At 35.7% G+C, this 26,787-nt stretch carries 16 protein-coding genes and 1 pseudogene; 14 read left to right on the forward strand and 3 right to left on the reverse strand.

Annotated elements, in window-relative coordinates; translation table 11 throughout:
• Positions 1-67: 67 nt before the first annotated feature.
• The 5 genes and pseudogenes from JMX91_RS08850 to JMX91_RS08870 all read left to right on the forward strand — a co-directional run bounded on the left by JMX91_RS08850 (position 68) and on the right by JMX91_RS08870 (position 7,624).
• Positions 68-2,116, forward strand: a complete 2,049-nt coding sequence (locus JMX91_RS08850; protein WP_201548659.1) for a hypothetical protein — start codon at positions 68-70, stop codon at positions 2,114-2,116.
• Positions 2,103-4,139 (forward strand): tyrosine-type recombinase/integrase, encoded by a 2,037-nt coding sequence (locus tag JMX91_RS08855; RefSeq protein ID WP_201548661.1) that lies wholly within the window; start codon positions 2,103-2,105, stop codon positions 4,137-4,139. Before JMX91_RS08850 ends, JMX91_RS08855 begins: the two co-directional genes overlap by 14 nt.
• The gene (locus JMX91_RS08860) at positions 4,136-5,116 is read left to right on the forward strand and encodes a hypothetical protein (protein WP_201548662.1); all 981 of its coding nucleotides are present in this window, start codon (positions 4,136-4,138) and stop codon (positions 5,114-5,116) included. The genes JMX91_RS08855 and JMX91_RS08860 overlap by 4 nt, the downstream gene beginning before the upstream one ends.
• Positions 5,116-6,396, forward strand: a complete 1,281-nt coding sequence (locus JMX91_RS08865) for a tyrosine-type recombinase/integrase (protein ID WP_201548663.1) — start codon at positions 5,116-5,118, stop codon at positions 6,394-6,396. Before JMX91_RS08860 ends, JMX91_RS08865 begins: the two co-directional genes overlap by 1 nt.
• 62 nt (positions 6,397-6,458) lie before the next feature.
• Positions 6,459-7,624 (forward strand): annotated as a pseudogene (locus JMX91_RS08870) (IS3 family transposase).
• Here JMX91_RS08870 and JMX91_RS08875 read toward each other — a convergent pair.
• Both JMX91_RS08875 and JMX91_RS08880 read right to left on the reverse strand, forming a co-directional pair.
• On the reverse strand, positions 7,625-8,509 hold the full coding sequence (locus JMX91_RS08875; protein WP_201548664.1) for a TIR domain-containing protein: 885 nt from the start codon (positions 8,507-8,509) through the stop codon (positions 7,625-7,627). It lies immediately after the preceding pseudogene.
• The gene (locus JMX91_RS08880) at positions 8,499-8,801 is read right to left on the reverse strand and encodes a hypothetical protein (protein ID WP_201548665.1); all 303 of its coding nucleotides are present in this window, start codon (positions 8,799-8,801) and stop codon (positions 8,499-8,501) included. The genes JMX91_RS08875 and JMX91_RS08880 overlap by 11 nt, the downstream gene beginning before the upstream one ends.
• Positions 8,802-9,003: 202 nt before the next feature.
• Here JMX91_RS08880 and JMX91_RS08885 point away from each other — a divergent pair, with 202 nt between their 5' ends.
• From JMX91_RS08885 to JMX91_RS08900, 4 genes are all read left to right on the forward strand, one after another.
• On the forward strand, positions 9,004-10,977 hold the full coding sequence (locus JMX91_RS08885; protein ID WP_201548666.1) for a site-specific DNA-methyltransferase: 1,974 nt from the start codon (positions 9,004-9,006) through the stop codon (positions 10,975-10,977).
• A gap of 47 nt (positions 10,978-11,024) precedes the next feature.
• Positions 11,025-13,982, forward strand: coding sequence for a type III restriction-modification system endonuclease (locus JMX91_RS08890; protein ID WP_201548667.1), 2,958 nt, complete (start codon positions 11,025-11,027; stop codon positions 13,980-13,982).
• A gap of 128 nt (positions 13,983-14,110) precedes the next feature.
• Positions 14,111-17,164, forward strand: coding sequence for a class I SAM-dependent DNA methyltransferase (locus tag JMX91_RS08895; RefSeq protein WP_201548668.1), 3,054 nt, complete (start codon positions 14,111-14,113; stop codon positions 17,162-17,164).
• Positions 17,165-17,773, forward strand: a complete 609-nt coding sequence (locus JMX91_RS08900) for a hypothetical protein (protein ID WP_201548670.1) — start codon at positions 17,165-17,167, stop codon at positions 17,771-17,773.
• A 206-nt stretch (positions 17,774-17,979) separates the two neighbouring features.
• Here the strand turns inward: JMX91_RS08900 and JMX91_RS08905 are convergent, their stop codons facing one another.
• Positions 17,980-18,189, reverse strand: a complete 210-nt coding sequence (locus JMX91_RS08905; RefSeq protein ID WP_201548671.1) for a helix-turn-helix domain-containing protein — start codon at positions 18,187-18,189, stop codon at positions 17,980-17,982.
• Between the two features lie 83 nt (positions 18,190-18,272).
• On the opposite strand from JMX91_RS08905, the gene JMX91_RS08910 reads away from it, so the two are divergent.
• From JMX91_RS08910 to JMX91_RS08930, 5 genes are all read left to right on the forward strand, one after another.
• Positions 18,273-19,556, forward strand: coding sequence for a hypothetical protein (locus JMX91_RS08910; RefSeq protein ID WP_201548672.1), 1,284 nt, complete (start codon positions 18,273-18,275; stop codon positions 19,554-19,556).
• Positions 19,557-19,836: 280 nt separating this feature from the next.
• The gene (locus JMX91_RS08915) at positions 19,837-23,727 is read left to right on the forward strand and encodes an ATP-binding protein (RefSeq protein ID WP_201548673.1); all 3,891 of its coding nucleotides are present in this window, start codon (positions 19,837-19,839) and stop codon (positions 23,725-23,727) included.
• On the forward strand, positions 23,727-24,347 hold the full coding sequence (locus JMX91_RS08920; RefSeq protein WP_201548674.1) for a condensin complex protein MksE: 621 nt from the start codon (positions 23,727-23,729) through the stop codon (positions 24,345-24,347). Before JMX91_RS08915 ends, JMX91_RS08920 begins: the two co-directional genes overlap by 1 nt.
• On the forward strand, positions 24,344-25,651 hold the full coding sequence (locus JMX91_RS08925; protein ID WP_201548675.1) for a hypothetical protein: 1,308 nt from the start codon (positions 24,344-24,346) through the stop codon (positions 25,649-25,651). The genes JMX91_RS08920 and JMX91_RS08925 overlap by 4 nt, the downstream gene beginning before the upstream one ends.
• Positions 25,642-26,553 carry a DUF2399 domain-containing protein gene (locus JMX91_RS08930; protein WP_201548676.1) on the forward strand — a complete coding sequence of 304 codons (912 nt, stop codon included), beginning with the start codon at positions 25,642-25,644 and terminating at the stop codon, positions 26,551-26,553. Before JMX91_RS08925 ends, JMX91_RS08930 begins: the two co-directional genes overlap by 10 nt.
• The last annotated feature ends 234 nt before the right edge of the window (positions 26,554-26,787 follow it).

Here is a 26,787-nt window from a genome sequence, read left to right on the forward strand (position 1 = left end):
GGATAGTCGCCCAACGCTTCTATCAGCATGCGAACGGCGCGTTCTTTAATCTCAGGAGTGTAGTTTCGTGTTTTCATTGTCGTATTCTCTCAGAATGTTGAGTCTCCGACAATCCCGGGGCGGTTCATATAACGAAAAACAACCTAATAAGCTTAAAGTAGACTCTCTTTCAAAAGTACACTCTGAAGCATTTAGAGCCTATATCAGATATTGCCAAAAAAACAAAATAAACCTAGAGATTCCATCAAAACTGAAAGCAGCAATTATTGATTTTTCTGAAAAAACAAAGTTAATACCAATCCCTTCATTACCCAATGTTACAGCTTTTAAAAGCAAAAACAAGCCAACAGAACCATTAAATAAAATTTGTTATGACGATTTAACACAAGCTTTAAAATCAGAAGTAGATCGCCTCTACGAAAAAATTAATTTTATTGAAAAGGTTAATAAGGCAGAGCCATATACATTAGCTGAAGCTCATTCAGAAATATTCCCACCCATGACTAAAGAGCGTATTTTTGCATGGTATGAGATGATACTCAGTGGAGAGGTTTCTACTAGACTTAATATACAGACTCTCTCTATAAAATTAAAAGATTGCATAGATACTGAGTTGTCGGAGTTAATGGAACAACGTGATCCAAAAATACTTGATAAATTCAGAGCTATTTATGAAAGAGATAAAACATTAATCAATACGTCTCAAACAACTCTACATTTAAAAAAACAGCAAGGATTTGGCTTAAGTAACTGGAATTTTGATGTCTTGAGGGGATTAAAAACCTTAATCGCTAATGGCTATCCAATGCAAAAGACGCTGGATGAAATTGATGCAAAATATTCGGCTGATTCTTGCATCGCTATAGGAGAGTGTGAGGATATTATCCAACTATTAATTTTACGAATATCCCGTTCACAAAAAAAATATAAGCACCCCCAAATAGACAATTGGGATGCTTTTTTAGGAATGTATTTTCCTTCTATGATTGATTCTGCTGCAATCTATTTAATGCTCGCACTTCAAACTGGGTGGAATAAAGAGACTATTTTAGCAATTGATCCTAACAATTATGAGCATGTATTAACTGGTGCTTTAAACGAAAATCAATCCATTATCTTCTCAGAAAAACATAGAAGCCAAGATTCTAACCTACCTTATGGTAATTCGAAGGAATTTATAGCTCCAAGCAATAAGGATGATAGATATTCAATCTACAATATTATTCAATTAGCAAAAAATATTGTAGCACCTCTTGAGAGATATTCATTTGATTATATCCCTATGCATCATCAAGAAGATAATTTAAACCCTCTATTTATATGTCTTAGATATTGGGCCGACTGGGTTTCTAAAGGAGGAAGACATACTTCGATATCTCAAAACAAAGCCTTCCAAACCGCAATCAAACATTTTATTAACAAACATGAAATTAAAGAGCATGGAACGCAAATTTCTGCAATTGGCGATCTTACTTCGAGAATTCGTATCACTTGGATGCAAATCAAACGGAAGAATCTTCCTTTGACAGTCGTGAGACTAGTTCAAGGACATAATTCAAAAAATACTACTGATCAATATTACGACAATTCTGGTATAGCAAAGCAAGATAGAAAAAACCGTTTAAGAATAGAACAAGAAGAGATCGTTACTTTACTTAGAAATAAGAAATTCAAAGGGATTGTGGGAACAAAAAACGATGAAAATCTAAATACAAACATAGGGCTAAAGATTTTTCATATACCTGGACAAAGAGGCGCTCTATGGGGATGCTCTAATCAATATGACCCAACATGGCTTGAGGCAGAAAATGAAATTTCTAACGGTGAAAAATGTTACTCAATTCAAAATTGTATTTTCTGTAAACAAATTCGACTCTTTGAAGACTCCGTACCTTATTTGATGGAGAGATTACTACATATAAGAGACTTAACGAATGAGACCCTTGAGTCTCACTCTATTTTAAATGATGAAAAACTGATTATCGAGTCAATTCTAGATAACTGGAATGATGATGATCACATTAAATACTCAGCAAGATATCAAAGAAAAAATGCACCGCTTTTACCTAGAAATCTAAATGACTTAAAGGTTATTTTTGAGGATGATGATGCTTGATCTAGATAAATATTTTACCATTGAATCCTTACAGAGAGATAAAGGTGAATCTGCTAATAAAGAGTGTAATCACTCTTTAGAAACAACGTGCGGGAAAACATCTGGCTCTGCTATTTCACTTTCTGTAAAACTAAGGGAGAATTCTAGCCATGACTTTCCTATTTCAGAATACTCTTTATATAGAGACAATGTTTGGTTGCTTGAATACACTACTGGCAAAAACCCTACAAAAATACATTTTTACAAAGAAGACGAAAAATACAATGGTTTAAAACGAGTATTATTATATTACGCAATTCCAGACTTCTCTCTTTCCGGCACTATTAAAAGTTACAGCACTACTAGATCTTACTCTAATCTCTTTAATATATTTATATCCTATGTTTTTAAGCATAATCATTTATCAGCAAATGATCGAACCGATATAGATTGCATTACTCCAAGCATGTTAAATGAAGCTCTTGATAGAGCCAAAAATAATAATGATGCCCCAAGGCATTATTCTTCAATGTTTAGTATGATCAGATTATGGTTATCCCTATCACGTCAACGATCCATACCTGAAAAATATAGACTAGATATTGATTTTACGTCTGTTGATAACAAAAAGAGGCACAAGGATGTTGTTAATCACTTTCAAGGCATAGTATCTACTTGGGTACCATTTTCTGAAAGTGAATTAGCAAAATTAATGGAATATTCACTGTTCTGGCTCGAAAGTGCATTACCAGAATTAATAAATGTACGTGATTATCTCGGTGGACTAGATTTAGCTAACAAAAGTAGTGCCACTTTCTATTCATGGGAGCCAAATGAAGAATTTGAAAAACTTACGAATATCACAATACATGAAATAAACGTAATGTCTAGTAGTCGAATTTACTCGAAAACAAAACTTGAAAATCGGAGCAAACCTTACTCTTATACATGGAAAAATCAATATGCGATAGCCTTAGATCACGTTAGGAATGCTTTGTTTATCTTTGTTGGCCTTCTTATAGGAATGAGAGCAAGAGAGATTGGACAAATCATGCTAGATGATATCTACATTGATAATAACGGAGAATACTGGATTAATATTACACGATTTAAAACGACCAATGACTCAAATTATCAAGGTGAAACTGAAGTAATTCCGATTCCTTCTTTTATCGGTGACTGTGTATCTTCTTTCAAGCATTTGAAAAGCTTATCCGACTTTAATAAGGAAAGTTATTTGTTTCAGTCTAATAAAGGCAGAAAGGTTCTAAATAATTTCACAGATGCACAGATTAAACTCATCACAAATGAGATCAAAAAATTTACTGGAATAGAAAGAGTTCATAACCATCGGTTCAGAAAAACAATAGCTGAAATATTAATTAATCGAAGTGAAAAGAATATCGATTTAATTCGGATGCTATTTGGGCATGAGAGCTATGCAATGACACTGAAGTATATAGCTAGAAATCCATTTATGGTTAATGCTATTGCAGAAGCTATTGAGGTGAATTTTACCAAGGACTTTCATGAAGTATTAAGAAGTATTAGAGATGAATCTTATTCTGGTAAATCAGCGGAAAAAATTGCACATGCTATGATTAAGACTCCAGAAAAATTCGTGGGTAAACAACTTAAACTTCAAGTAATTAACTATGTATCTCACATACTTTCTAGTGGAGAGATGTGGTTTATCCACAGATCTGCATTGGGAACATACTGCATTCATAGTGGGGAAATAAAGAAAGACGATTTACCTCCATGTCTAATTGGAAAGAAAAATTTGGGTCAATTTTTAAGTCCTGATGTAACTAACTGTCAGTTGGATTGTCAATATTGTGTCGCGATTGAGAAATCAAGGAAAGCTATCTCTGACAATATTAACTTTTATCATAGTGTTTTAGAATCTACAGATAATATTGGTAAGAAAGCTGGGAAAATGATTCGTAAAAAACTTGCTGCAAATGAAAAGCACTTAGAAGAATTAGATATGAATCATCACAGAGTCAAAAGGACTCTTAAAATGAAAGTGGTACAATTATGAGTTCAGTAATAACCAGATCTAAAATTGTTAGCGCTATCGTTGAAGAAAAGGTCAAGAATCCTAGCGTTAAACTGAAAATACAAGATATATGCGCAATCGTAGAAATATCTAGACAATCATTTAACCGATACTATTCTGACTTAAAACCCTATATGAAAGGTGAAAAACCTATAAGTGAATTAATTGAGGGTGAAGATGAAATTTCTTCTAATCAGTTATTATGTACCTACCAATCAAAGATTATTGAGTTGGAGAGCAAGCTTCATAATATTGAAGGAGAGCATATTAAAGAAGTAGCTAATATAAAAAATAGTATAACAACTTCACTAATGAATAATGATCTTACTTTGTATGATGCAGACGCTGTTAGACTACAGTTGCAGAAACAAAGTTTACATAATGATAAATTGCTTAATAAGATTAATACTTTACAAACTGAGCTAAGCAAACAACATATAAAACAAAATATTGAGCCTGTAATAACTCTCTCATCTGCTAACTTTGAAATTTTAGAAGATAATTTCGAACTAATCTTTAGAAATTATATTGATAAGGTTGATATTGACACTTTCGAAGATGAGAAAGATAACGAAATTGATCATATAATAACTAAGTTGAATAAAATTTCAGCAAATAGAAAAGTTATTACTATCTTATTCATGGAAAGGTATTTATGTAGTTTTAAAAAATTCGTAGAACGTTATGTATTCGATTCTGAAACATTCCATCTATTCACCAGACTACCTATACATTCAAGATCGGAATTAAAGTTAATTTTAAAAAGACTTAGCTGCCAATTAGAGATAAAAATCTATATTCCTTATTCAGAGTCAGAAGCAATTACTAAAACACAACGTCAATTCTTTTTCAAAAATGTACCTGAGCTTGAATTACAAGCAGCTGATAAGTCATTCATACCCTCAGTTCAGGATGGTTTTGATACAGTTTGCCAATATCGAATCAATCAGGGGGATTAATGATAGTAATCAAGACAATACTTATCGAGTATAAAAGCATTGATACGCTTAGTAATGCTCAGCATTACATTTTAAAAGCTTTACTTCATAATGATAAAGAAATATTGCTCAGCCATCCTAATTTATTTCTTTACAATGAAACAAATGGGGCAGTTAACACATCTAGGCGTTATGCAAACATAATATCGCAATTTTATTCATATTTATCTACAGAGAACAAGTTTAGTAGTATTGATATTGGTAAATATCATGTTCTTATTGATAACCATGACATCAGAAAATGGCAAATTTATCGCCAAATCAAGCGAGTAGAAAAACAGTCTATTAAACCTACTTCAAAGACGATTTTTGAAGACGCAAGAATTCTTTTAAATTATGTTAAGTGGCTACACAATGCTGGATATATTACGAATGTTTCAGTACAGCATAAAGATTGGATTGCAAATTTCAAAAATAAGAGAATGCTAAATTATATTCAACAAGAAGCTAAACAAGTCGCAGATGCTAAAAATATAAGAATTTTAGATAAGGAAAGAAGACAAAAATATTCAAAATCTCTAATTACAAATCAAGAGATTAAAGCTCTTCTTGATGCCTATGCTGATTCCGTCTATTCTGCATTATTCAAGCTATCACTTGGTACTGGAATGCGCCCTATAGAACTGGTTCAATTTCCATATATTGGAAATGGAGATAATAAGAGCATTATGCCTTATTCTGAAATGGATAAAGATAAAGCTACTGTAGAATTCAAAGTGGTTGGAAAAGGTAGAAAACTCCGAACTGTCATCATTAATCTCAAAGATTTAAAAGAACTAGATAATACCTATATCAAACCTTTTTATAATGAAAGAAGAAAACTATACCGAGAAAAATATGGTGTTGCTTGCCCACCTTCAGTTTTGTTTTTGAACAAATCTGGCAAACCTATAACTCCAATGATGATTTCAAGACGCTCAAATGATGCCAAATTAAAAGCGATGCAGTTTTATCCTGATTTTAGAGAAAAAATTACTTTTTATGAAGCTAGGCACTGGTGGCCAACAATGTTTGCAATTGAATTTTTTAAGGAAAAGCTTCTTAATGAATCCTCAGAGGTTCTTTACGCTGCTTTCGGTGAAGCCTTAAAAAACCAGATGGGGCATGAAGATTTAGAAACCACTTACAAATACTACATAGATATGGCTAGACTAGTATATTCAGCACATCAAGGGACTGTTCATGAGTTACTAACATCACCTCAAAAAACAGTTCAAGAAATGCTTAATGACATGGAATGAGCTATGCTGAAGAAACCGTACAACTAAACTTGGTAAACTAAGCGTATTGACAGGAGTTTACCATGACCAAGAAAGTAAGAACCTACAGTGACGAATTTAAAGCTGAAGCCGTCAAGAAGATAGCGGATAACAACGGCAATATTTCAGCGACCGCAAAGCAACTTGGCATTGCCATGCAAACGCTCTCAAATTGGCATAACAAAGCCAATCAAGGCAAGCTTGTCGGCACAGAGCAATACGATCCTGATCTTATGAGTGCTCTTCAAGAAATAAAGCAGCTCAAGCGTCAGCTCAAAGTGGCTGAAGAGGAGCGCGAGATTCTAAAAAAGGCGACCGCGTACTTCGCGAAAAACAGCCCGTAAAGTACGCTTTTATCAAAGACAATCGTCAGATATTTAGCACCACTACTATGTGCCGTGTATTAAGCGTTAAGCCCTCAAGCTACTACGATTGGCTAAGTCGTGACATCAGCGAACAGCAGGTACACCGCAATCAGTGCGAGCTACTAGTTAAAGCCGCTCACAGTGAAATGAAAGAACGTTATGGCGTAGATCGATTGCATGCTCATCTAAGCAAACAAGGCCACAACATTAGCCTGTATATGGTAAGAAGCATCAAAGAGCAACACGGCATTAAATGTCGTCGTCATAAGCGCTTTAAAGTCACCACCGACTCCAATCACAACAAGCTGGTCTATCCAAACGTACTGGATCAGAAGTTTGATGCTAAGCGCCCTAACGAGTCGTGGGTCAGCGACATCACCTATATCTGGACGAATGAGGGTTGGCTGTACTTAGCAGGGGTCAAAGACTTATACACCAAAGAGCTTGTCGGTTACGCTATTAACAAGCGTATGACCGCAGATTTAGTTTGAAAAGCACTAAATATGGCCATCAAGAATAAACGTCCAAGCAAAGGGCTAATCGTTCATTCAGACAGAGGCAGTCAGTATTGCAGTCACGCCTACCACAAGACCATTAAGCAGCATCAATTTATAGGCTCAATGAGCGGCAAAGGCAACTGTTTCGATAACGCTCCGATAGAAAGCTTCTGGGGCACATTAAAGAACGAGCTGGTATATCATCAGGATTATAAGACTAGATTTGCAGCGATCAACGATATTATTAGATACATCGAGCTGTACTACAATCAGACGAGGATTCAAAAGGGTTTGGGCTATCAATCGCCAAGACAGGTGTGGTTTGATTATTATCGTCAGGCTGCGTAATTAAAATCTCCCAAGTTTATGTGTACGGATTTGACGGCAGGGGTCATTATCTAACGGGTTCCAAATAACACCGCTAAAATCTGTCGGAATGTCTAAGTCACCTGATTTAAATGCACATACCTTGTTCCGACCGAGTTTGCCCATGAAATAACCCAACTCTAAAATCACATTTTGACGGGCTCGAGGGTGGTAATTATCTGCATTTTTCGATTTACCTACATCATCTGGAGTCAGTAATATAATTGCAAACCCTACATCAGAATAATGCTCAATTTTTTCAATAATCGTTTTATTACCACTTGCCTGTTCATGAAGAACAATAGCTTCAAAATCATTTTTTTCTAGAAAACGCGCCATCATTTCTTTTGCATGATCGTCATGCCCATGAACGACAAATACTTTTCTATTAGATTGAGCTACAGAGTTAGCATCATGTGTCTTAAGCTCAGGCTCTATTTTGCTATTTGAAGCAACATATTCTTTGTAGTCGCGCACAAAGGGAATCATTAGCCCTCTAACTAAGTTGTGAATAGAGGAGATTATTTTATTGTCGCGGCTACTAAAAAACTCATATGCAAAATTTGACGCATAACTTGTATCATTACCTAGTTTTTGGATTAATGCATACTTTAACCCTAAGTCATTTTTATCATCACCACTCCATTGCAATTTGCTAGTACCAACCATTCCCTGCTGAGTGGCATAGCTCGCTTCTAGAAACTGTTCTAAATCAATATTTTCAGTAAGTATTTCATTAAAAGGCTGTAAGTCTTTATGACGTAACAATTGAGCCAGCTTTTCAAGCAAGCCTTCATAAGTTTGGCTCTGTGATGCTTGGAGATCTAACACGGTATTATCGATTTTTTTGAATAGATCAACGGCCATTTTTATTCTCCTCGCTATCAGCCTGTATTCTTGCTTCACTTGCTTTATCTATAATCATTTGTCTATAGGCTGCCTTGATGCCGTCAGCCATGTCAATAGCCACGGGGTTTGAAGCGTAATTTTCGAACTTTTTATCAACCATGTTTTCCATTTCAACGATAGCTAACTCAATGCTTTCAGCACTTTCAGCATCGAACTGTATGGTTCCTAATTCACCTTCAAGCTCATCGGTCACTTTGCCCAACTCACTTAATGTCTTGTTCAGTTGATCCAGCCCTTTTATCTCAAACATCTTATCTACTCCTATTTCATGACTATCGAATTTTATAAAGTTATAATAGCAGGTTAGCTGATTAACAATTCACATTAGCCGAGCATATGCGACAATATGTGTCGTTTGAAATATTTGGCTCATTGTTTGGATAGAATGACTTTGTCATAATGCCAAAGCAGTTTTATAAGTGCTCCTTTTACCTTACACCTTAGGAAGTATCATGACCAACCTGTCTACCGAAACCCTCTTTGATGAAACTGAAACGGCAAATAGCAAACAAATTGCTATTTTGAAAAAGCACTTTCCTCAATGTTTTGACAAGGATGGTCACTTTCAGCCTGAAAAGATGATGGAGGTCGTAAAAGCCAACGAAGTAGATATGGTCAAGGAATCATATAGCTTAAATTGGCTTGGTAAAGCCTATGCTAGGCTGTTAACCAACTTACCGCCACAAAAGCTACTAAAGCCTGATACAGCCCATAACGAGAGCTCAGAGAACAGTGATAGCGGTAATGTACTGATTAAAGGCGATAATCTTGAAGTATTGAAGCATTTGGTCAATGGCTACCGTGAAAAAATTAAAATGATATACATTGATCCTCCTTACAATACGGGATCAGATGGGTTTGTGTACCAAGATAGCTTTAAATTTTCAGTGGATGATTTAAGTCGCTTAGCTGGTATTGATAAGGCTGAGGCGGAGCGTATTTTAAGCTTTAATGCTAAGGGTTCGAATAGTCACAGTGCTTGGTTAACCTTTATGTATCCTAGGTTGTATATTGCTAGAGAACTTCTTCAAGAAGATGGTGTGATTGCTATATCAATAGATGAAAACGAGTTTTTCACTCTTAGAACAGTGATGAATGAAATTTTTGGTGAGAGCAATTATTGCGGAGAGATCGTCTGGAAGAACACATCAAAGAATGATCAAAAATATATATCTTTCCAGCACGAGTACATTCTTATTTTTACAAAAAGTAAAGGCACAAATGAAGGAGACTGGACTGAAAAAAAAGGTGGTTTAGATGAAATTTATAAAGCCTTTGATAAATTCCATAAACAATATGGCGATAATTGGAACCAGATTCATAAAGAAGCGTTAGCTTGGTATAAAGGATTTCCACAGTCCAGCCCAGTTTTTTCGAGTAAACACTATAACTGGATGGACAATAGAGGAGTTTACTTTGCCTCTGATATATCTGGTCCTAATGATGGTCAATACGTATATGATGTAATGCACCCTACTACTCAACAACCTTGCAAGCAGCCATCAAGAGGTTGGTTTTGTCCTGAATCAAAAATGCTAGAGCTTATAGAGCAAGACAGAATCCATTTTGGGGAAGATCACACGAAAGTACCGAACAATAAGACTTACCTGAAAGAAACAGAAAATCAAAGTTTAACTAGCTTGAGATTTACAGATAGTCGTGCTTCTTCGAAGAGGCTAAGTAGATTGATGGGCGGGAAAGTATTTACTAACCCTAAAGATGAGCTACTTCTAGCTGAATTAATGAAAGCTTTTGGAGTTACGAATGAAGATATAGTTTTAGATTTCTTTGCTGGTTCAGGGACAACTGCTCACTCAATTTGGCACTTGAATGCGAAAGAGTCATCTAACTTAAAGTTTATTCTTGTTCAAATAGATGAAAAATCAAAGCAAAAATCAGAAGCATACAAAGCTGGATATCTAAGTATCTTTGATATAACTAAAGAACGGTTAAGTAGAACTGCTAAGATCTTTAAAGAAGAAATATCTAACAATTTTTTGGATTTAGGCTTCAAAATATTTGAAACCACTAATGATTTCCGTCCCAAGATAGATGATGACTTTGAAGTTAGTAATGAGAGCCTATTTGACGACATGGTGCTCAGTGATGAACAGTACCAAGCACTGCTGACGACATGGATGTTATATGACAATAACCATCTAACACAGCAAATTGAAGATATAGACTTGCAGGGCTATAACGCTGAGCTGGTGAATAAGAACCTATATCTAATCGCCTCTGACTTTGGCACTCAAAACTTGAAGTGCTTGTTAGACAAGTTAGATGAAGATAAAGATTTTGCGCCAGATAGAGTTATAGTTAATGGCTACAACTTCGATACCGCCATACAGATGGAGTTAAACGAAGCCATCAAAAGCTATCAAAACAAAAAGAAGATCACGATCAATATTATTGTTAGATACTAAATTTTTGATAGCTATTTTCTTTTTTAACTTCATATACGAGAGTGACTATGGCAGGCTTTAATTTCGAACCAAATCTACCTCATCAAGAAAAGGCAATTATTGCGTTAATAAAGTCGTTTGCAAACGTAGAGTTTCATTCTTCAAGCGACTATACCATCAATCAATATATCAACCCTAAGATCAGTTTTAAAGCTATAGCGCTAGCCACTGATATTGAGCAAGTGCAAAAAGATAACGGTATATTTGGCACAGATAAACGCAGTGACGACCCTATATTTGATATATCAATGGAAACGGGTACAGGTAAGACCTATACCTATACCAAAACCATGTATGAGCTTAACAAAATCTATGGGCTGTTTAAGTTTATCGTCGTCGTGCCTACTCTTTCTATTAAAGCTGGTACGGTAAACTTCCTAAAGAGTGACGCTTTGCGTGAGCACTTTCGCCATGATTTTCAAGGTGAATATCATGATAAGCAAATTGTCACTTACGTGGTTGAAAGCAAAAAAAGTAAGAAAGGCAAAAGATCCTATATGCCTGAGTCTGTGACTCAGTTTGTCAATGCTAGTCACGGTGACAAAAGTAAAATACACGTTTTGGTGATTAATCAAGGCATGATTAACTCACCTACTATTCAAGAAGAAAGATTTGATCGAGCATTGCTCGGAGAGAAATATGATCGCGCCATCGATGCGCTAGCAGGGGTCAATCCTGTCGTTATCATAGACGAGCCGCATAAGTTTCCACAAACTGGTAAAACTTGGAAAAGCATATCAAACTTAGAAGCACAGTTCACGCTACGCTATGGTGCAACTTTCAACGATGAATATAAAAACCTCATTTACCATCTAACTGCTGTTGATGCCTTTAACCAAGACCTAGTCAAAGGAGTTACCGCCTATGTTGAAACCTTATCAGGTAATGACAACGCTAAGCTCACTTTAAAGTCATTAGATGGTAAAGAAGCCGAGTTTGAGCTTAGCGAAAATGGTACTAAGACTCGCCATATACTTGGTAATAATGATTCACTTTCAAGTATCCATTCAGCGATACATAGTTTAAATATTGAAAAATTAAATAAAACTACTTTGGTTCTTAGTAACGGTATTGAGCTTAAAAAAGACGAGAGTATCAACCCCTATTCTTATCATGAATCACTTCAAGACAGTATGATTCAAAAGGCTATCAAAGAGCACTTTAAGCTAGAGCGAGAGCTACTTACTCGCAGTCCTCGTATCAAACCGTTAACATTGTTCTTTATTGATGATATCGAAGGTTATAGAGACGGTAATGAGCTCGCTGGCAGTTTAAAAACACAGTTTGAGGCTTGGGTACTAGCAATAGCTAAGTCCTATCTTGCTAAAGAAACAGATCCATTCTATAAGCAGTATTTACAGCGTACTATTAAAGATATTAGCCTTACCCATGGTGGCTATTTTTCAAAAGATAACACGGGTAACGACGAAAAAATCGAAGCTGAGATTAACGAAATTTTGCATGATAAAGAAAGTTTATTGTCACTAGATAATCCTAGACGCTTTATTTTCTCTAAATGGACACTACGCGAAGGGTGGGATAACCCAAACGTATTTCAAATCTGTAAGCTACGCTCAAGTGGTAGTACGACCTCTAAACTACAGGAGGTAGGACGAGGTTTGCGACTGCCTGTCAATGAGCACATGGCTAGAGAGAAAACAGATGACTTTCGCTTAAACTACTATGTCGACTTTACGGAAAAGGATTTTGTAGAGGAGCTCACCCAAGAGATTAATCAAACCTCTGCATCAGAGATAGTGCCAGAAGAGCTGAACAATGAGTTAGTTGAGCAAATCAAAAATCATTATGAAGTGAGTAAAAGAGAGCTCAGCAATCAACTTTATGACCAAAACCTAATTGATGATGACGAGAAGTTCTTGGAGGGTGGTTATCAAGCCCTTAAAGACCTCTATCCTGATGCCTTTGGTACAGCACTTAAAAAAGGCAAAATTGAGAATAAATCTAAAGAGGATACAAAAGCTAAAACCAAGGTTAGACTCGGTAAGTATGAAGAACTTAAGGAGTTATGGGAGCTGATTAACCAGCGTGCCATTTTAGAATATCAGTTTGAAGATGAGGGTAATTTTTATGAAAAGCTACTTATGGACTATCTTAAGCAAGAAATTACCGCTAATAACTTTAGTAAGACTGGGCTCGTAACAAAGGTATCGAAGCTTCATATCCACAATAACCAAGCTGGTTATCAGAGTGTATATGACGATGAAGAAGACTTTGCAAAAATCAGCACAATGAGTTACGGCAGTTTCTTACGTCAGTTATCTGAAAAAACATACATAAAACTTCCAACCTTACATAAAGCTTTTGTTACTCTCAAACATCTGAAAGACAAAGATGAACAGGGTCTAGATATTAATGACTACTTAAATGTCCAAACTATCCGTAAGTTTGCTGACGGGATAAGGTCATATTTGCTGCACAATGCTATGCAAAAATTTGAAGTAAGCTATAACGTTATATCTAATAAAGTACATCCTACTAGTTACACAGATTCGGACGGTCAGCCATACAGCGAAATAAAATCTAGCAATCTGGGTAAGCATTATGATAAAGCGAAGCCTAGCGATGACTTCCTTTTTGAAGATATTTTTTATGATTCGCCCTTAGAAAAACAAAACATGAAAGAGCAGATAAAACACGTGACAGTGTTTAGTAAGATCCCTCGCAATTCAATTAGAATACCGATAGCTGGAGGTGGTACTTACTCACCTGATTTCGCTTATGTTGTTGAAACTGAAAAAGGTCAAACGCTAAATTTAATTATTGAGACCAAAGATACCAGCTCATCTGATAATCTGAGAGCAGAGGAAAGCCGTAAGATTAAGCATGCTGAGCGGTTGTTTAATCAAATGGAGTCAGATGGACTTAGTGTCAGCTTTAGCACACAGTTTCAGGATGACTTGGTAAAGGATATTATTAAGAATGCTTTGGAATATACTACAACCTAATTAAGATCTTGCTTTATACAATGAGATGTGGACTGCCTACTACAGCATTGAATAACAATAGATACTATAATGTAGAAATGCTATGATAAAAAGTTGATTTCTATCATAGAGAGCTTGGCGGAATTACTATGCTAATCGATGCTGGAAAAGACTTAATAGCCTCTTTGGGCTTCAATAGAGCGGTTTCTGTTCATTCAAATGAATGTACGGAAAGTGAAGCTATTGTTTTACAGCAGGTTAAAGATTTAAATGTAGATTTAGTATATCTTAATACTGATGAAAACGGCTCTAGCTTCCCAGCTATTTTTCTAAAAAAAGTTTCAACATTTGATTCCATGGCACTTCTTGAAATTGCCGAAACACAAAAAAATATCTGGAATTATAAGAAGGTTTTATTCTTATATGTGTTTTCTGACACTGAAATTCGCATTTATAACTGTGCAGGAAAGCCAATCCTAAAGGCACAACAAACAGATTATGAAAAAGAACTAGAAGGTTTAGAGATTGGAAAATACAGCTTATCTAATCAACAACACCTAGAAGAACTGAATAGAGTTTTTTCTAGAATTGCGATAGATACTGGTATTGTCTGGACATTGGAAGAATCTGATAAGATTCGCACAAAAATAAACTTGAAACGTCGAGTTGATAGGTACTTAGTTGATAGTTTGGTAGAAACGACCAAACAACTTGAAGCTGACGGACTATCAGAAGATTTAATTCATAAACTTATTTTACGTTCCGTTTTTTTGTTATACCTAGAAGATCGTGGTGCAACTGATGACAATCTTTATCAGCAGATCAATGCAAAAGCAACATGCTATTTTGATATTCTACAAAATGTAGAAGATACTTATCATCTATATCGAAAGCTAGAAGCACATTTCAATGGTAATGTGTTTACTGTCAAAGCAGACGAGATGAAGTTGGTTACTAAAGAACAGCTAGCCGTTATTCGTAAGTGCTTTATTAGTGGTAATGAAGATACTGCGCAAGTTGACTTATTCTCTGAATGGCGATTATTTGACTTCAGTATTATTCAAATAGAGCTTTTGAGTGAAATATACGAACGTTTTTTATTAGAGTCCAATCCAGAACAGAAAAAACGATCAGGAACATTTTATACACCTCCATCATTAGTTGAGTTTATTCTTAATGAAAAACTTCCAACTGCTAAATCATATACTAACTATAATGTCAAAATCCTTGACCCTAGCTGTGGTTCAGGGATCTTCTTGGTTGAAAGCTTTAAACGCCTTGTCAAACGTTATGAAAATCATCATGGCAAAAAGCTCACTGATTTCAAAAAACTAAAGAAATTGCTGACAGAAAATATTTTTGGGATAGAAATAGAGCCACAATCAATTAGAGTTGCAACTTTTAGTTTATACCTTGCTTTGGTCGATTTCCTAGATCCAAAAACTATTTGGCAAAAAGAGAGTCATTTATTACCTAATTTAATCAATGATCCAAATGATCACACAATAAAGATTCAAGGCCATAATTTATTTTGTAGAGATACAATCGAAGTAAATGAAGAAGTTGAGAGTAATGGGTTTGATTTAATCGTTGGTAATCCGCCTTTTGGTACTAAACAACTGTCGCAATCAATTCGGCAGTATTGCGATAAGTATAATTTTGCCAAAGAAATGGTATTACCTTTTTTACATAAAGCAGTCGACCTTGCACCCCATGGAGAAATTGCACTGATCTTCAATACTAAGGTATTGACTAACACGGGTGGTACATATCAAAGTTTTAGGCAATGGCTGTTTAATGAATGTTATGTAGAAAAAGTTTTCAATTTTTCAATTTTGCGGAAAGCTCCGAAGAGTTTTGGTGGTCATTTATTTGGTGATGCTGTTGGACCAATAAGTATTGTTTATTATCAAAGCCAAACACCTGAAAACCCATCGACTCAAATTGAGTATGCTGCACCCAAAACCTATGTTAAATCTAATGTGATTGAAGGTTTGCAGATTGACCGTACAGATATAAAGCATCTACCTAGAGTAGAGTGTCAAAATCCAAATAGCAAAATATGGAAAATTGCTATGTGGGGAGGTGTTGCAGATTGGAAGTTGATTGAAGATTTAACGGACAAAACATCTTCTATGAAAGAGTTTTTAAAAAACTCAAACAATAAGTGGGAAGAACCAAAAGTAGGTCTTCATGGGGAACAAAGTCATATCAACTTTACTCCTGAAAAAGTCATTAATACTAGATATATCGAAAGATACTATACGCCTGAATCAGCTTCTGAACCTAATCTAAAAGAATTTAGGTCAATTAATAAAGGGCTATTTAAGCCACCCTTTGTCATCATGAAAAAAGGTCAACATAAAAAGAGACTTACAGCTTCTTATATTGATTATTTTTCTTATTGTACAACTGCTTGTTATGTATTTAACGGCAGTGTAGCTGTACAGGACAAGAAAGTCTTGGTTTGTGTTCTTAACTCCAAAGTGATGACATATTTATTGTTTTTAACAAGCTCGTCTTGGGGTATCGAAAGAGAACAGATTTTCATGGATGAAATCTTAGAAAGCCCAGCTTTGATGCCATTGTTGAGTAATGAAACACTATTTTTAATAGAAAATAAATTCAATGAAATTAAGACCATTCAGTCTGAGTTTAACTTAGCTAATACAAGAATATCTGAAATAGAACAAGAAATAGATTCTATTCTAGTATCTGATATCTTTGATGCCTCAGAAGAAGCAGGTTTAACTATTAGTGACAATTTAACCTACAACTTAGATTTATTTGACAAACAGTCACAGTCCATTGCTTTACATTCAGTACAGCAAGATCAAATAACGGATTATTCAAAAGTCATTATTGACAATTTAAACGCCTTTATTGAAGATCAAAATTTGTATGTAAATGCGACTATTTTCGATATTAGCCACTATAGTCCGCTGATGATTGTGAAGCTATCATTTTCTGAAGTAAAAGAAACAATACAAATTTCTAGTGAGAATATATCTGCTCAATTAAAGCTATTAGATGAAAAACTTTGGGAAGAAAAGGCGAGTAATATTTATTTTAGAAAAACATTAAACTATAAATCAGATGATAATATTTTTATTATTCGTCCAAACCAACGTCGATTTTGGTCAAAATCTATGGCGATGGAAGATGGTTCCAACTTGATCCTTGAAATACTTAACGGGGTTTAAATGGCACTATCAATTACTATTCAAAATGCATTCAAGAATGCTTTCGAGAAAGACTGTATTGAATTACTGATAAATGCCTATAGTCAGGCGCTTTCTGAAAAAAAGTATCAATTAGAATGGTATGAAAACGATTTTACAGAAATGCTTTGTTGCTATATCAATAGCAACAAAGCCTCTATAGATAAGGAAATAACAGCTATAACTGAGCGTAAGTTATTAGTATCTTTAAATAAACAAACCAAAGGTTATGCCGATAAGCTTTCAAGATTAGATTTAGTATTATTCAAAATATGGAGTAAAAATCGACACACCTGTCAGATGGAAGCCAAACGTTTGAAAGAAAAAGACTCGACTTTAAAGCGAGCTTATATCAATGAGGGTATGGATAGGTTTATTTCTCAAAAATACCCATTAGGAAATATGATAGGTTATCTTATAGAAGGTAATGAGCAAAAAACAGTAGAAGGAATTAATAAGCTACTTGCATTAGATGGTAAAAGTGCTGAAAGCTTGGTGTCTAAAACATTCCCTTTACATAGCAGTTATTATGAGTCTGATAACCATGCCAATATAGGCCAACTAAAACATATCATTTTGGACTTTACTTAATTATCTGATATATTTTTTACAACTTATAGTTAACTATTTCAGTGCAGATATTATCAACTTCATTTTAGCCCTATGAGTATTACAAAGGTTTTCAAGCAAACCACCTCAGACTCTATACTCCTTATCGTTCTTCGTTTCATGTTGCTTCTGAAACTTTTCAAGCTCGTTCAGGTTTAGTGTTATGAAATTCCTACATACTAGCTCTATTAAATCAATTCTTTAATATCAACCTTTAAAGCATCACAAATTTCATAGACCTTTTTGAGCGTGATATTCTTCTCACCACGCTCAATATTTCCCATATAGCTTCTATCGATTCCTGCTAATTCAGCCAGTTTTTCCTGAGATATTCCTTTATTTCTTCGTACCTCACGAACACGCTTTCCAAAAGCAATCATACGTTCATCTGTCGTCATCTCATTAACCACTGCTAAAAATAGCAATACTCACAGTGGTAGGCTATAATATCCACGGGATATAGTCGGTATTAAAGGTAGGTATGAAAACAAAACTAGAGTATCAGTCAGAAGCTACAGAGACGAATAAACTTATCTGTGAGAAGTACTGGCTACGTGAGAGCGATAAACGAAGTGGCTATATATATACTTGTAAAGAAATAGGTCAGGAGTTTGGCCTTAAACATCAAGACGTACCCAGTATTGTTAAAGCAAATGCCCATCTTGTTGTACTAGACTGCCAATGCATAGAATGTGGTAAAACTAAGGTTTGCTATACTCGTTCACAGCTGACTCAATTAAAACCTGATAGTTGGCGTTGTGACAGTTGTTGGAAAGTGCTTCAAGAAAGAAGAGAACAAGAGTATCTAGAGTATCGGCTTGAACAAAAGCGTTTAGAAGAAGAACGAAGACAAGCGGCTCTCGAATATATTAATGACTATAGAAGTGCGCAATTAACTGCGGTCCCGCTAATAACTGAGCTTAATGAAGTAGATAAGCTTTTACTTGCTGCAACTATAGAAAGCCTAGGAGCAGAAAACCTAAAAACCACGATCTCTCTGCGCGATAATATATCACTATTTTTATCACCGTTCTTTGGACTAGATCAAAAAATACTTCACCATCTTTTCAAGCTAAATCTACTTTTATTGGCTCCTGAAGAGAGCTATGAATATGTTAGTGTCAATGAAGAAAAAGAGTTAGAGATTGATTATTATCAGGCAACTTTTGAGTTTGCTTATGAGACTAATGACCTGACTAAAATAATGGTAGATGCTAAATCCAAAAAGAATATCAGTGCTTTAGTCAGCAATACTCAGTTTGAAATATGGTGTCAGCAAATACAGCTAGGAGAGTGCCTAAGCTATCTGATTACTAGGTCAAAACTAAACAATTTGGCACCGCCTATTGGTGAGAAGCTTGTAAGCTTACTTAGAGCATGTTTAGCTGAATGCTCTGTCTCTGTTATGCAGTATATAATCTATAAAGCGGTTGAAAGTGCCGCTGCATACGTGCAGAAACCAAATATTACTAGAAAGCATGCCTCAAACTCCATTTCAGGTAATATCGAACGGGTTTTCGGTAAGATATCTAGTGGTAGTTGGTATTCTAACAAGTCTCATCGTGACGCTAGTCATCCCCAATCTGCCATGACTAAAGTATTTTTTGATTACGTGTTTGGCATAGAAGATTGTGGTTTTCATTACACTCTCGATGAACTGTTTAATCCTTACAAACCACAGCAGGCTATTGGACAAGTGGGTTATGCTACCCTAGGAAGTGCGCAAAATACTAACTACTCAATTACAATAAATAATTTAAAGTAGTGTAAAGCCTAAAGCGCCAAATACAGTTCAAGTGCCTAAGACCAAAGCCAAATACTAAGTGTATTTGGCTTTTTTAATGATTCTAATAATAGCTTAGAAATTGATGCGACAATAGTTGTCGTATATTGTTTAGTTGTTCATACAAACTAATGCCTAAATCTCTTAAAAATACGATAATATTGATATGATTGTGAACACTCATAATAAAAGTGAAATGAAGTGGACTGAAATAACTCAAGAATTTAAAACTTGGTTTTATATATTATAGAAAGGATTAAAGATGCTGAAAACGGATGAAGCCTTAAGCATAGCAAACGAAGACAATACGAAACCAGTTATAAAAGATATCAATAAGCTTCTACGTGTCGCATTGATCAACAGTTACCCTAAAGGTCAAAGCCACCTTATTGAAGTTGGTGATAACACAATCATTACGGGGCGCAATAGCGCAGGCAAAACCACCTTGATGGGAGCAGTCATTCCTTTTTTTGGCACTAGATTGAGTGAGGTTTCTAAAAAGAATGAAGCGGTTAAAAGCTTTATTGACTTTTATCTTCCTTATGATGACAGTTACTTGGTTTATGAATATAGAAGACAGGGCGAAAAAAAATGCGTGATCCTCAGGCGGAGCAGTGAGGGGCAACAAATTTTCAACTTTATCAATGCTGGATACAATGAAACCTGGTTTGTCACAAAAGATGCTACCAATCAGCGAAGATTTAGGCAGTTTGAAGAAGTTAAAGGCATAATCGAATCTCAAGGTTTTAACGTCTCAAATAATATCAAGCAGCTGGCTTACGAGGCCATCATATCTAATTGTCCTAATAGACGCTTAAAAGCCTCTATTCGTTCATCTAAAGCTCTACAGACCATCAATTCGCTTCGTCCTGATTACTCACTGGCTGTCGGTAAAGGTAGCTTCTACGGATTTTCCTTAATCGCTAGCAATATTCTAAAAAGTAAAATTGAGTTTGATCAAATATGTGAGTTTTTGGTTGAAGCAATGAAGACGGAAAATAAAGTTCAGAATAATGAGATTTCTATAGATTCTCAAGGGGTTGATACCAATAAGTGGCTTTCAGATCGCAACTCATGGAATGAGGTTGAGCAACTTAGAGGTAAGTTTAACGAACTAGGCCAATATGTTGAGCAAAACGCCTCTAATCAAAACGCCCTATCGATAATAGTTAAGACGCTCAGAGGCTTAGTCAAAGCCTTTGATACAAAGATTGCAGAAAATAAAACCATTGAAGATGATGTCAAATTAAAAGTTGAAGCTCTAGAGCAAGCAATTACCAAGATTGAAATTGCTTGGGATAAAGAAAAAGGCCAATTGCAGAATGAAATAGATGATCTGAGCTCTAAGATAATAAAGCTTGAAAGAGCGAAACGAGATTTTGAAGAGGGTGTACCTGGGCATCATCAACCATTGGCCATATTACAAAATATGATTAGAGGGATCTCGTCACTTGAAGAGCAAATAAAGCACGAGAATGAGCGACTCAAAGCTCTACGCAAAGACGAAGAAGATGCCACTAAAATAATCGAAAGCATTAAAAATCAGCTTGCTAAAGATTTGAAGCAAATAGAGTCTAAAAAAGGTGGACTAGCTTCACAACAAGAGTTAACGCTACAGCAGATTAAAACAGGTTATTACGAGTCTCTTTCAAATTTAGGTGACGATAAGGCTGCTAAGCTTAACTTAATTAAAAAAGAATATGAGATCAAGTCTAGTGCCATCAAGGAAAAACATACCCAGCTTATTATCGATAAAAATAATCTGGAATCAGAATTAAAGAATATTAGATGTAGTATCGAGCTTACCAATGAAATAGAGAGCCTGAAGCTAAATTTAGACAATGCTAAAACTCAACTTAATCAGGATATAAAAAATCAAAGAGCAGCTGAAAAATATCTAGATAAGACCAGTAATGAGTATGAAAAACTACAAAAAGAGCATGAACGCTTATTAAGTGATATTGCTGACAAGACCTCGAACATTGATGACCTATATGCTTTGCTCAAAGATGACACATTGCTCAGTTTCTTATTGAGAAATGAATCCGATGAAGTGCTTTCGCCTTTGATCAATCAGATACGAAAAACTATCGATCCATCCCTATTCAACCGCTCCGACCTATCACCTCAATGGCTTGCACCTAAAGAATCAGACGACGAGGCTTTGTATGGTCTGTATCTTGATACATCAAGAATAGACACAACTAATAATCCTCAAAAACTACTTACCCTTGAAAGTATTACTGAGCAAAGACTGGTGTTAGAGGATAAGATATTAAAACGTAGAGCTAATATCTCATCACTCGAAAAAACAATTCATCAAGCCAAGCTTACTAAGAAAAAAGCCAATGAAGATGTCTATAAGGCAAATACCAATGTGGTTAACACTGAAAAAGACATCGAAAATAAACAAACGACGCAAAAACAGCTAGAAATAAGAGCTGAAAACGAAATTGAAGAAGCTAAGAGTAATATTGAGAACCAATTAAACGAAATTAAAAATAAAATTAATGACAAAGTATCAGAATCTAAGGCTACTGACGCCAAGATGAATGACGCTGAGCAGAAGATAGAAAACAATCACAAGTTGGCTATTGAACGACTGAAAGAAGATAAGAAAAAAAGAGAACAGGCAGTAGAGCAACAATACGTTAAAGAGCTTGAAGGCTTGAAACTTGAAGCTGATCAGGCTCAAGAACGTCACGACAGAGCTATTGATGAAAATGGCTACGATGATAACGTTATAGCTCAGACTATAGCCAAAGTGCAGCAGCTATCCACAAAATTAGATGTTGCTGAAAAAGCCAAAATCCGCGTTAAGCACTATCATGAGTTTATTGATGAAGAATATCGAAATTTACCTATGCTGTTCGAAAAACGCAATGGTCTATCAATTGAGCTAGTGGATAAACAAGCGGCTTTTGATAAAGCTCTGATATCTAAGCAGGAAGATGCCAAATCCCTTGCTGAGAAAGCGAAGATCATTAACAATCGAATTGAGAGCGCAAAAACCGATCTGATAAGTATCAAAGAAAGCTTAAGTAATGCCAGTAATGCCTTTGATCAAGCTTTGGTTGCAGACCATACCTTAGAGCCTGAATATATGGGACATTCTTTGCAAGACTTGCATAATGCAAGCTTAGCAGTCTTGAACGATGCCAAATCTTTGGTTCGCGACACCAAAAAGAATATGGAAAAAGGTATTTATGCACTAAAGACCATAAGAAAACCCTTTACCACCAATGGGTCTATGTTTGAGAGCTTAATGTCTGACCGTATCCTACTCAGCATACCTGATCAGGAAAACTGGTACATACAAGCTAGAAAGTTTAGCGACTACCTAAACAACGAGCATGAAATTAAAAAAGATACACTCATTGGCCAGTACCGAGTCACAGCTCACCAAGTTAGAGAGTTTAAATCAAAGCTAGATGATGCTCATAATAGCTTGAGTAATTTTTCGAAGCGTATTAATACCAAATGCAAAGAGGTTTGTGAAAAACTAGAAGCTTTAGCCATTGAGGAGCTTCATATAGCTATAAGTTCGGGAATCAAAGAAAACAAATGGTATTCCACCTTGGCTGATTTCACTGATGCGCATCAAAGATGGGCTAATGAGGACATCCATGACACAACGCGTATGCCTAATCAGGAGCTGCTGTCCAAATTACAACTCGTGCAAGACTATATTGGTCAAAACCAGATGAATATCAAACTGTCAGAGCAGTTTAGTTTCAGTCTAAGGATCAAACAGGTCGGCGGTGAAATCAAGGAAACCAAAAGAGCAAAGGTATTTAAAGATATGGGGTCAAACGGCACCATGCGTATTGCTCAGCTCATCATTTATATTTCTTTGCTCTCAGTTATATCAACCACATCGAGCGATGAGGTCGAGCTGAAATTCTTTATTGATGAAATTGGCGTGTTAGATCCGCAAAATACTCGTGAGTTATTAAACTTGCTACAAAAACTTGGTATATCAGCAATGTGCGCCGCTCCTGAGAATCCAGATGATGAGGTTGTCCCCTTATTCGCTAATAATATTGCCTGCCATCACAATAAAACCAGAAATATGTACTCAATCTCTCAAACGGATGATATGTATATGTTGACTCAGGATTCAGAACTTGAGGAATTTGGAGTGTTTTCCTAATGAAAGAGCATGAAATACTAAGATTGTTAATGAACAATAAATTTATATGCTCTGTGAGTTATCCAGAGGCATATAGGCATCTAAGAGATAACAAAGTAGCCTATGATCGTATGGTGTCTCAGCTACAACCATTTGGGGTCAATCTAGTCACCCTCAGTGATGGGGAGGTTTATGCTGGTTTAAATAATATACCTAGTGACTCTGACAGAAGAGCAGTGGTTAAACAGTTTAATGAAATTTATCATGACATAGCGCCTATAGTAGAAATGATTGCTTGCCTATCAACAGCCGATGAAGGTAATGTATTAACTGTTGGTGAAAATCTAAGCCAAACAGAGCTGGTTTTAGAAGCAAATAATAACAAGCATTTTGCAAGTATGCTAAACGAGGTTTCTGAGATCACAGGCGCTTCTAAAAAACCCAATGACGAAAAGGTAGCTGCTCTTTTAGAAAGACTCCAGAAGCACGAAATACTGAAGTTGGTTGAACCCAATAAAAAGATTTATCGAGCAACAGGAAAAATTGGCTATATATATGATGTATTTGATTATATTGCTGAAAACATATTAGATGAGCCCACTGAAGAGATCTTTGCTGAGCAGCAAGGGCTTGGGTTATGAGTAAAGTCAGCCTCAGGTTATCGGAAGAAACAATCAGAACACTTGGTAGAGCTGTAACTGATAAAGCTGATTTGATTTATCAAGCCTACTCTCCTAATGGCTGCTATGAGTTGGTCAACGATAAACATAAACAGTATCAGATACTACAAGACAGTGGTGTTATCAGTATCAATCCTAATAACATTACCCTAGGCTCAAACTTTACAGCAATCTTAAAGAATCTGGATAGAAAGTCTCGTAATGCAAATATTGCTCCTGATATTGAACTGTCTAAACATCAGATCAGTAATGAGGTTGCCCTAGCGCAAATACAGTCAGATTCGTTTGAAGATGAAAGTGAAGAGATGATGCATTTGGCTAATATACGAGATATCTGCATCTCCATCGCTGAATATCTTGGGCGTGAGATGGCTAATATCGAGTATGTCATCAACTCTGATCTAAACAACACATCAAACGTTAAGGTAAAAAGACAGATTCTTGAAGGTTTAAATAAAAAGATCAAACTTCAACTCGAAAAAATAGAAATATTAAGTCGCGATGAACTCCGCAAACTACATGGCGAGTATACGCCAGCGGCAGCTATACTGAATGAGTATTTGGCGGATTCTATTTCTAGATTCAATCTTGAAATGGGAGTCCACTTACAAAAAATCCTGATATTAATTGATAAACTGAAAAAAGAGCAAGATCAGAAAAGTAGGAGGCTTTGGCTATTACGCAAGGCTTTAAGAAACAGTCAACTCGTTCCTGAAAAAATAGATATTGAGTATAACGATATTGTGGATAAAGGCTTAGCTTTTGGTGGTATGGCTTTGGCTGGCACTTTGCACAATATTGAAACTGTAGATGACAGCGAATTTCTTTTCTCTGTGGTAGGTAAAATTAGCGCCAAAAAGCCCAAACGCAAGAGTGATAATCTATACAAAGGTGAGTATGAGGAGTTTGACCGAGAACATAAGAAACCACCACCCTCCCCTGAAAAATTGCTTGTTATGCAGTATATGGCCGATAATTGCGACATGCCTTTTACCAAAGCCTTATCTGTCAGGGAGTACTGGGATTTGTCAGGTTTGAAGCGCAAGATACGCTACAAAGCCTTTTTAGCCTTGTTCTTAAAAGTAGCAAAAAGTGATTTTATTGACGACAGGATCATTAAATCTAAAGGTCAATTTAACTATAAAGTTTATTTAAAATCACTAAACCTTTCTGATACTTGCGACACACGCTATGTCATCGATGCTAAATATATAAAGTTTAATAGAAACGAAGAGTCGCCATCAAAGGACCAGATATGGAAGTAGACCTAGAAAAATCCTTAAATACAGCGGGTAAACTTGATTACTTGAAAGAGAAGATGATACTGGGGGTGAAATTCGCTACCTATCGAAGCCCTGACAATATCCTTGTATTATTGGCGTCTTTTGACCCCAGTATTGGCTACACAGAAAATGGAAAAGTGATCATTAATATGGGTGGCTGGGGCCGTATTAGAGAGATCGTAAAAGCTCAAACAGGGATAGACCTACTCAGACACAATTTAAATGAGCTAAAAGGTAGAGACCGTGTAGATAACACAGCCATCACAACTAACGATAAATTATTAAGTAAAGCACCTACCAAAGGCTTTCTTGAGTGTCGTCTACTAGGTAGTGAAAAACATATTATTAATGTATCAAACAACTACACGCATAAGCAAACTCAAGAGAATGCCTATTTAGGTGTGGAAATTAACGACCTCACTGATTGGAATATCGATAACATTATAATCATAGAGAATTTTAATGCATTTTGTAGATTTAATGAGCAGCATGCCAAGCTAGTAAAAGGGTTAACTGGCGCAGTAACTGTGCTTGCCTATCGAGGTCATAACAATAAAAATATAACTTCTATATTGAAAGCTTTAGCTCAAAAAGACTGTAAACGCTATATCTTTGCTGACTATGACTTGGCTGGTCTGAAAATAGCTGAATCGATGTCAAAAACTCTCAAAGCTCACGGATATATACTACCTAACAAACCTTGGATGCAGACTGAAAAATATATTGAAATGACGGTTAAAGAAAATCGTAAGAAGCAGTCATCTATTAAGATAAGCTCACCTAGCTTAACTTCCTACTTTGAACATATCCGTGACAAGTATTTAGCAGTACCACAAGAGACGCTTATAGCGAGAAGAACTCCACTGAAGGTAGTTAATATCTGAACACACAGCTATGCTCTCCGTCATTAATAGACAGCTTCTTCTTACTCGTTATTAATAAACATATGTTTTATTAATAAATTTTATCAAATAGACCTTAAAGTTGTATACCAATCTAGAACCGTAAGGACACAACCTACCTCTACAGCAAATAACATCTTAATTTCAAGTGAAAACTATATTCTTTTTAGATTGAAATATTGTGTAATAGCCACCATGTATGTCAAAACTGATTAC

Source organism: Psychrobacter sp. Pi2-1 (assembly GCF_904846645.1).
Classification (GTDB): Bacteria; Pseudomonadota; Gammaproteobacteria; order Pseudomonadales; family Moraxellaceae; genus Psychrobacter.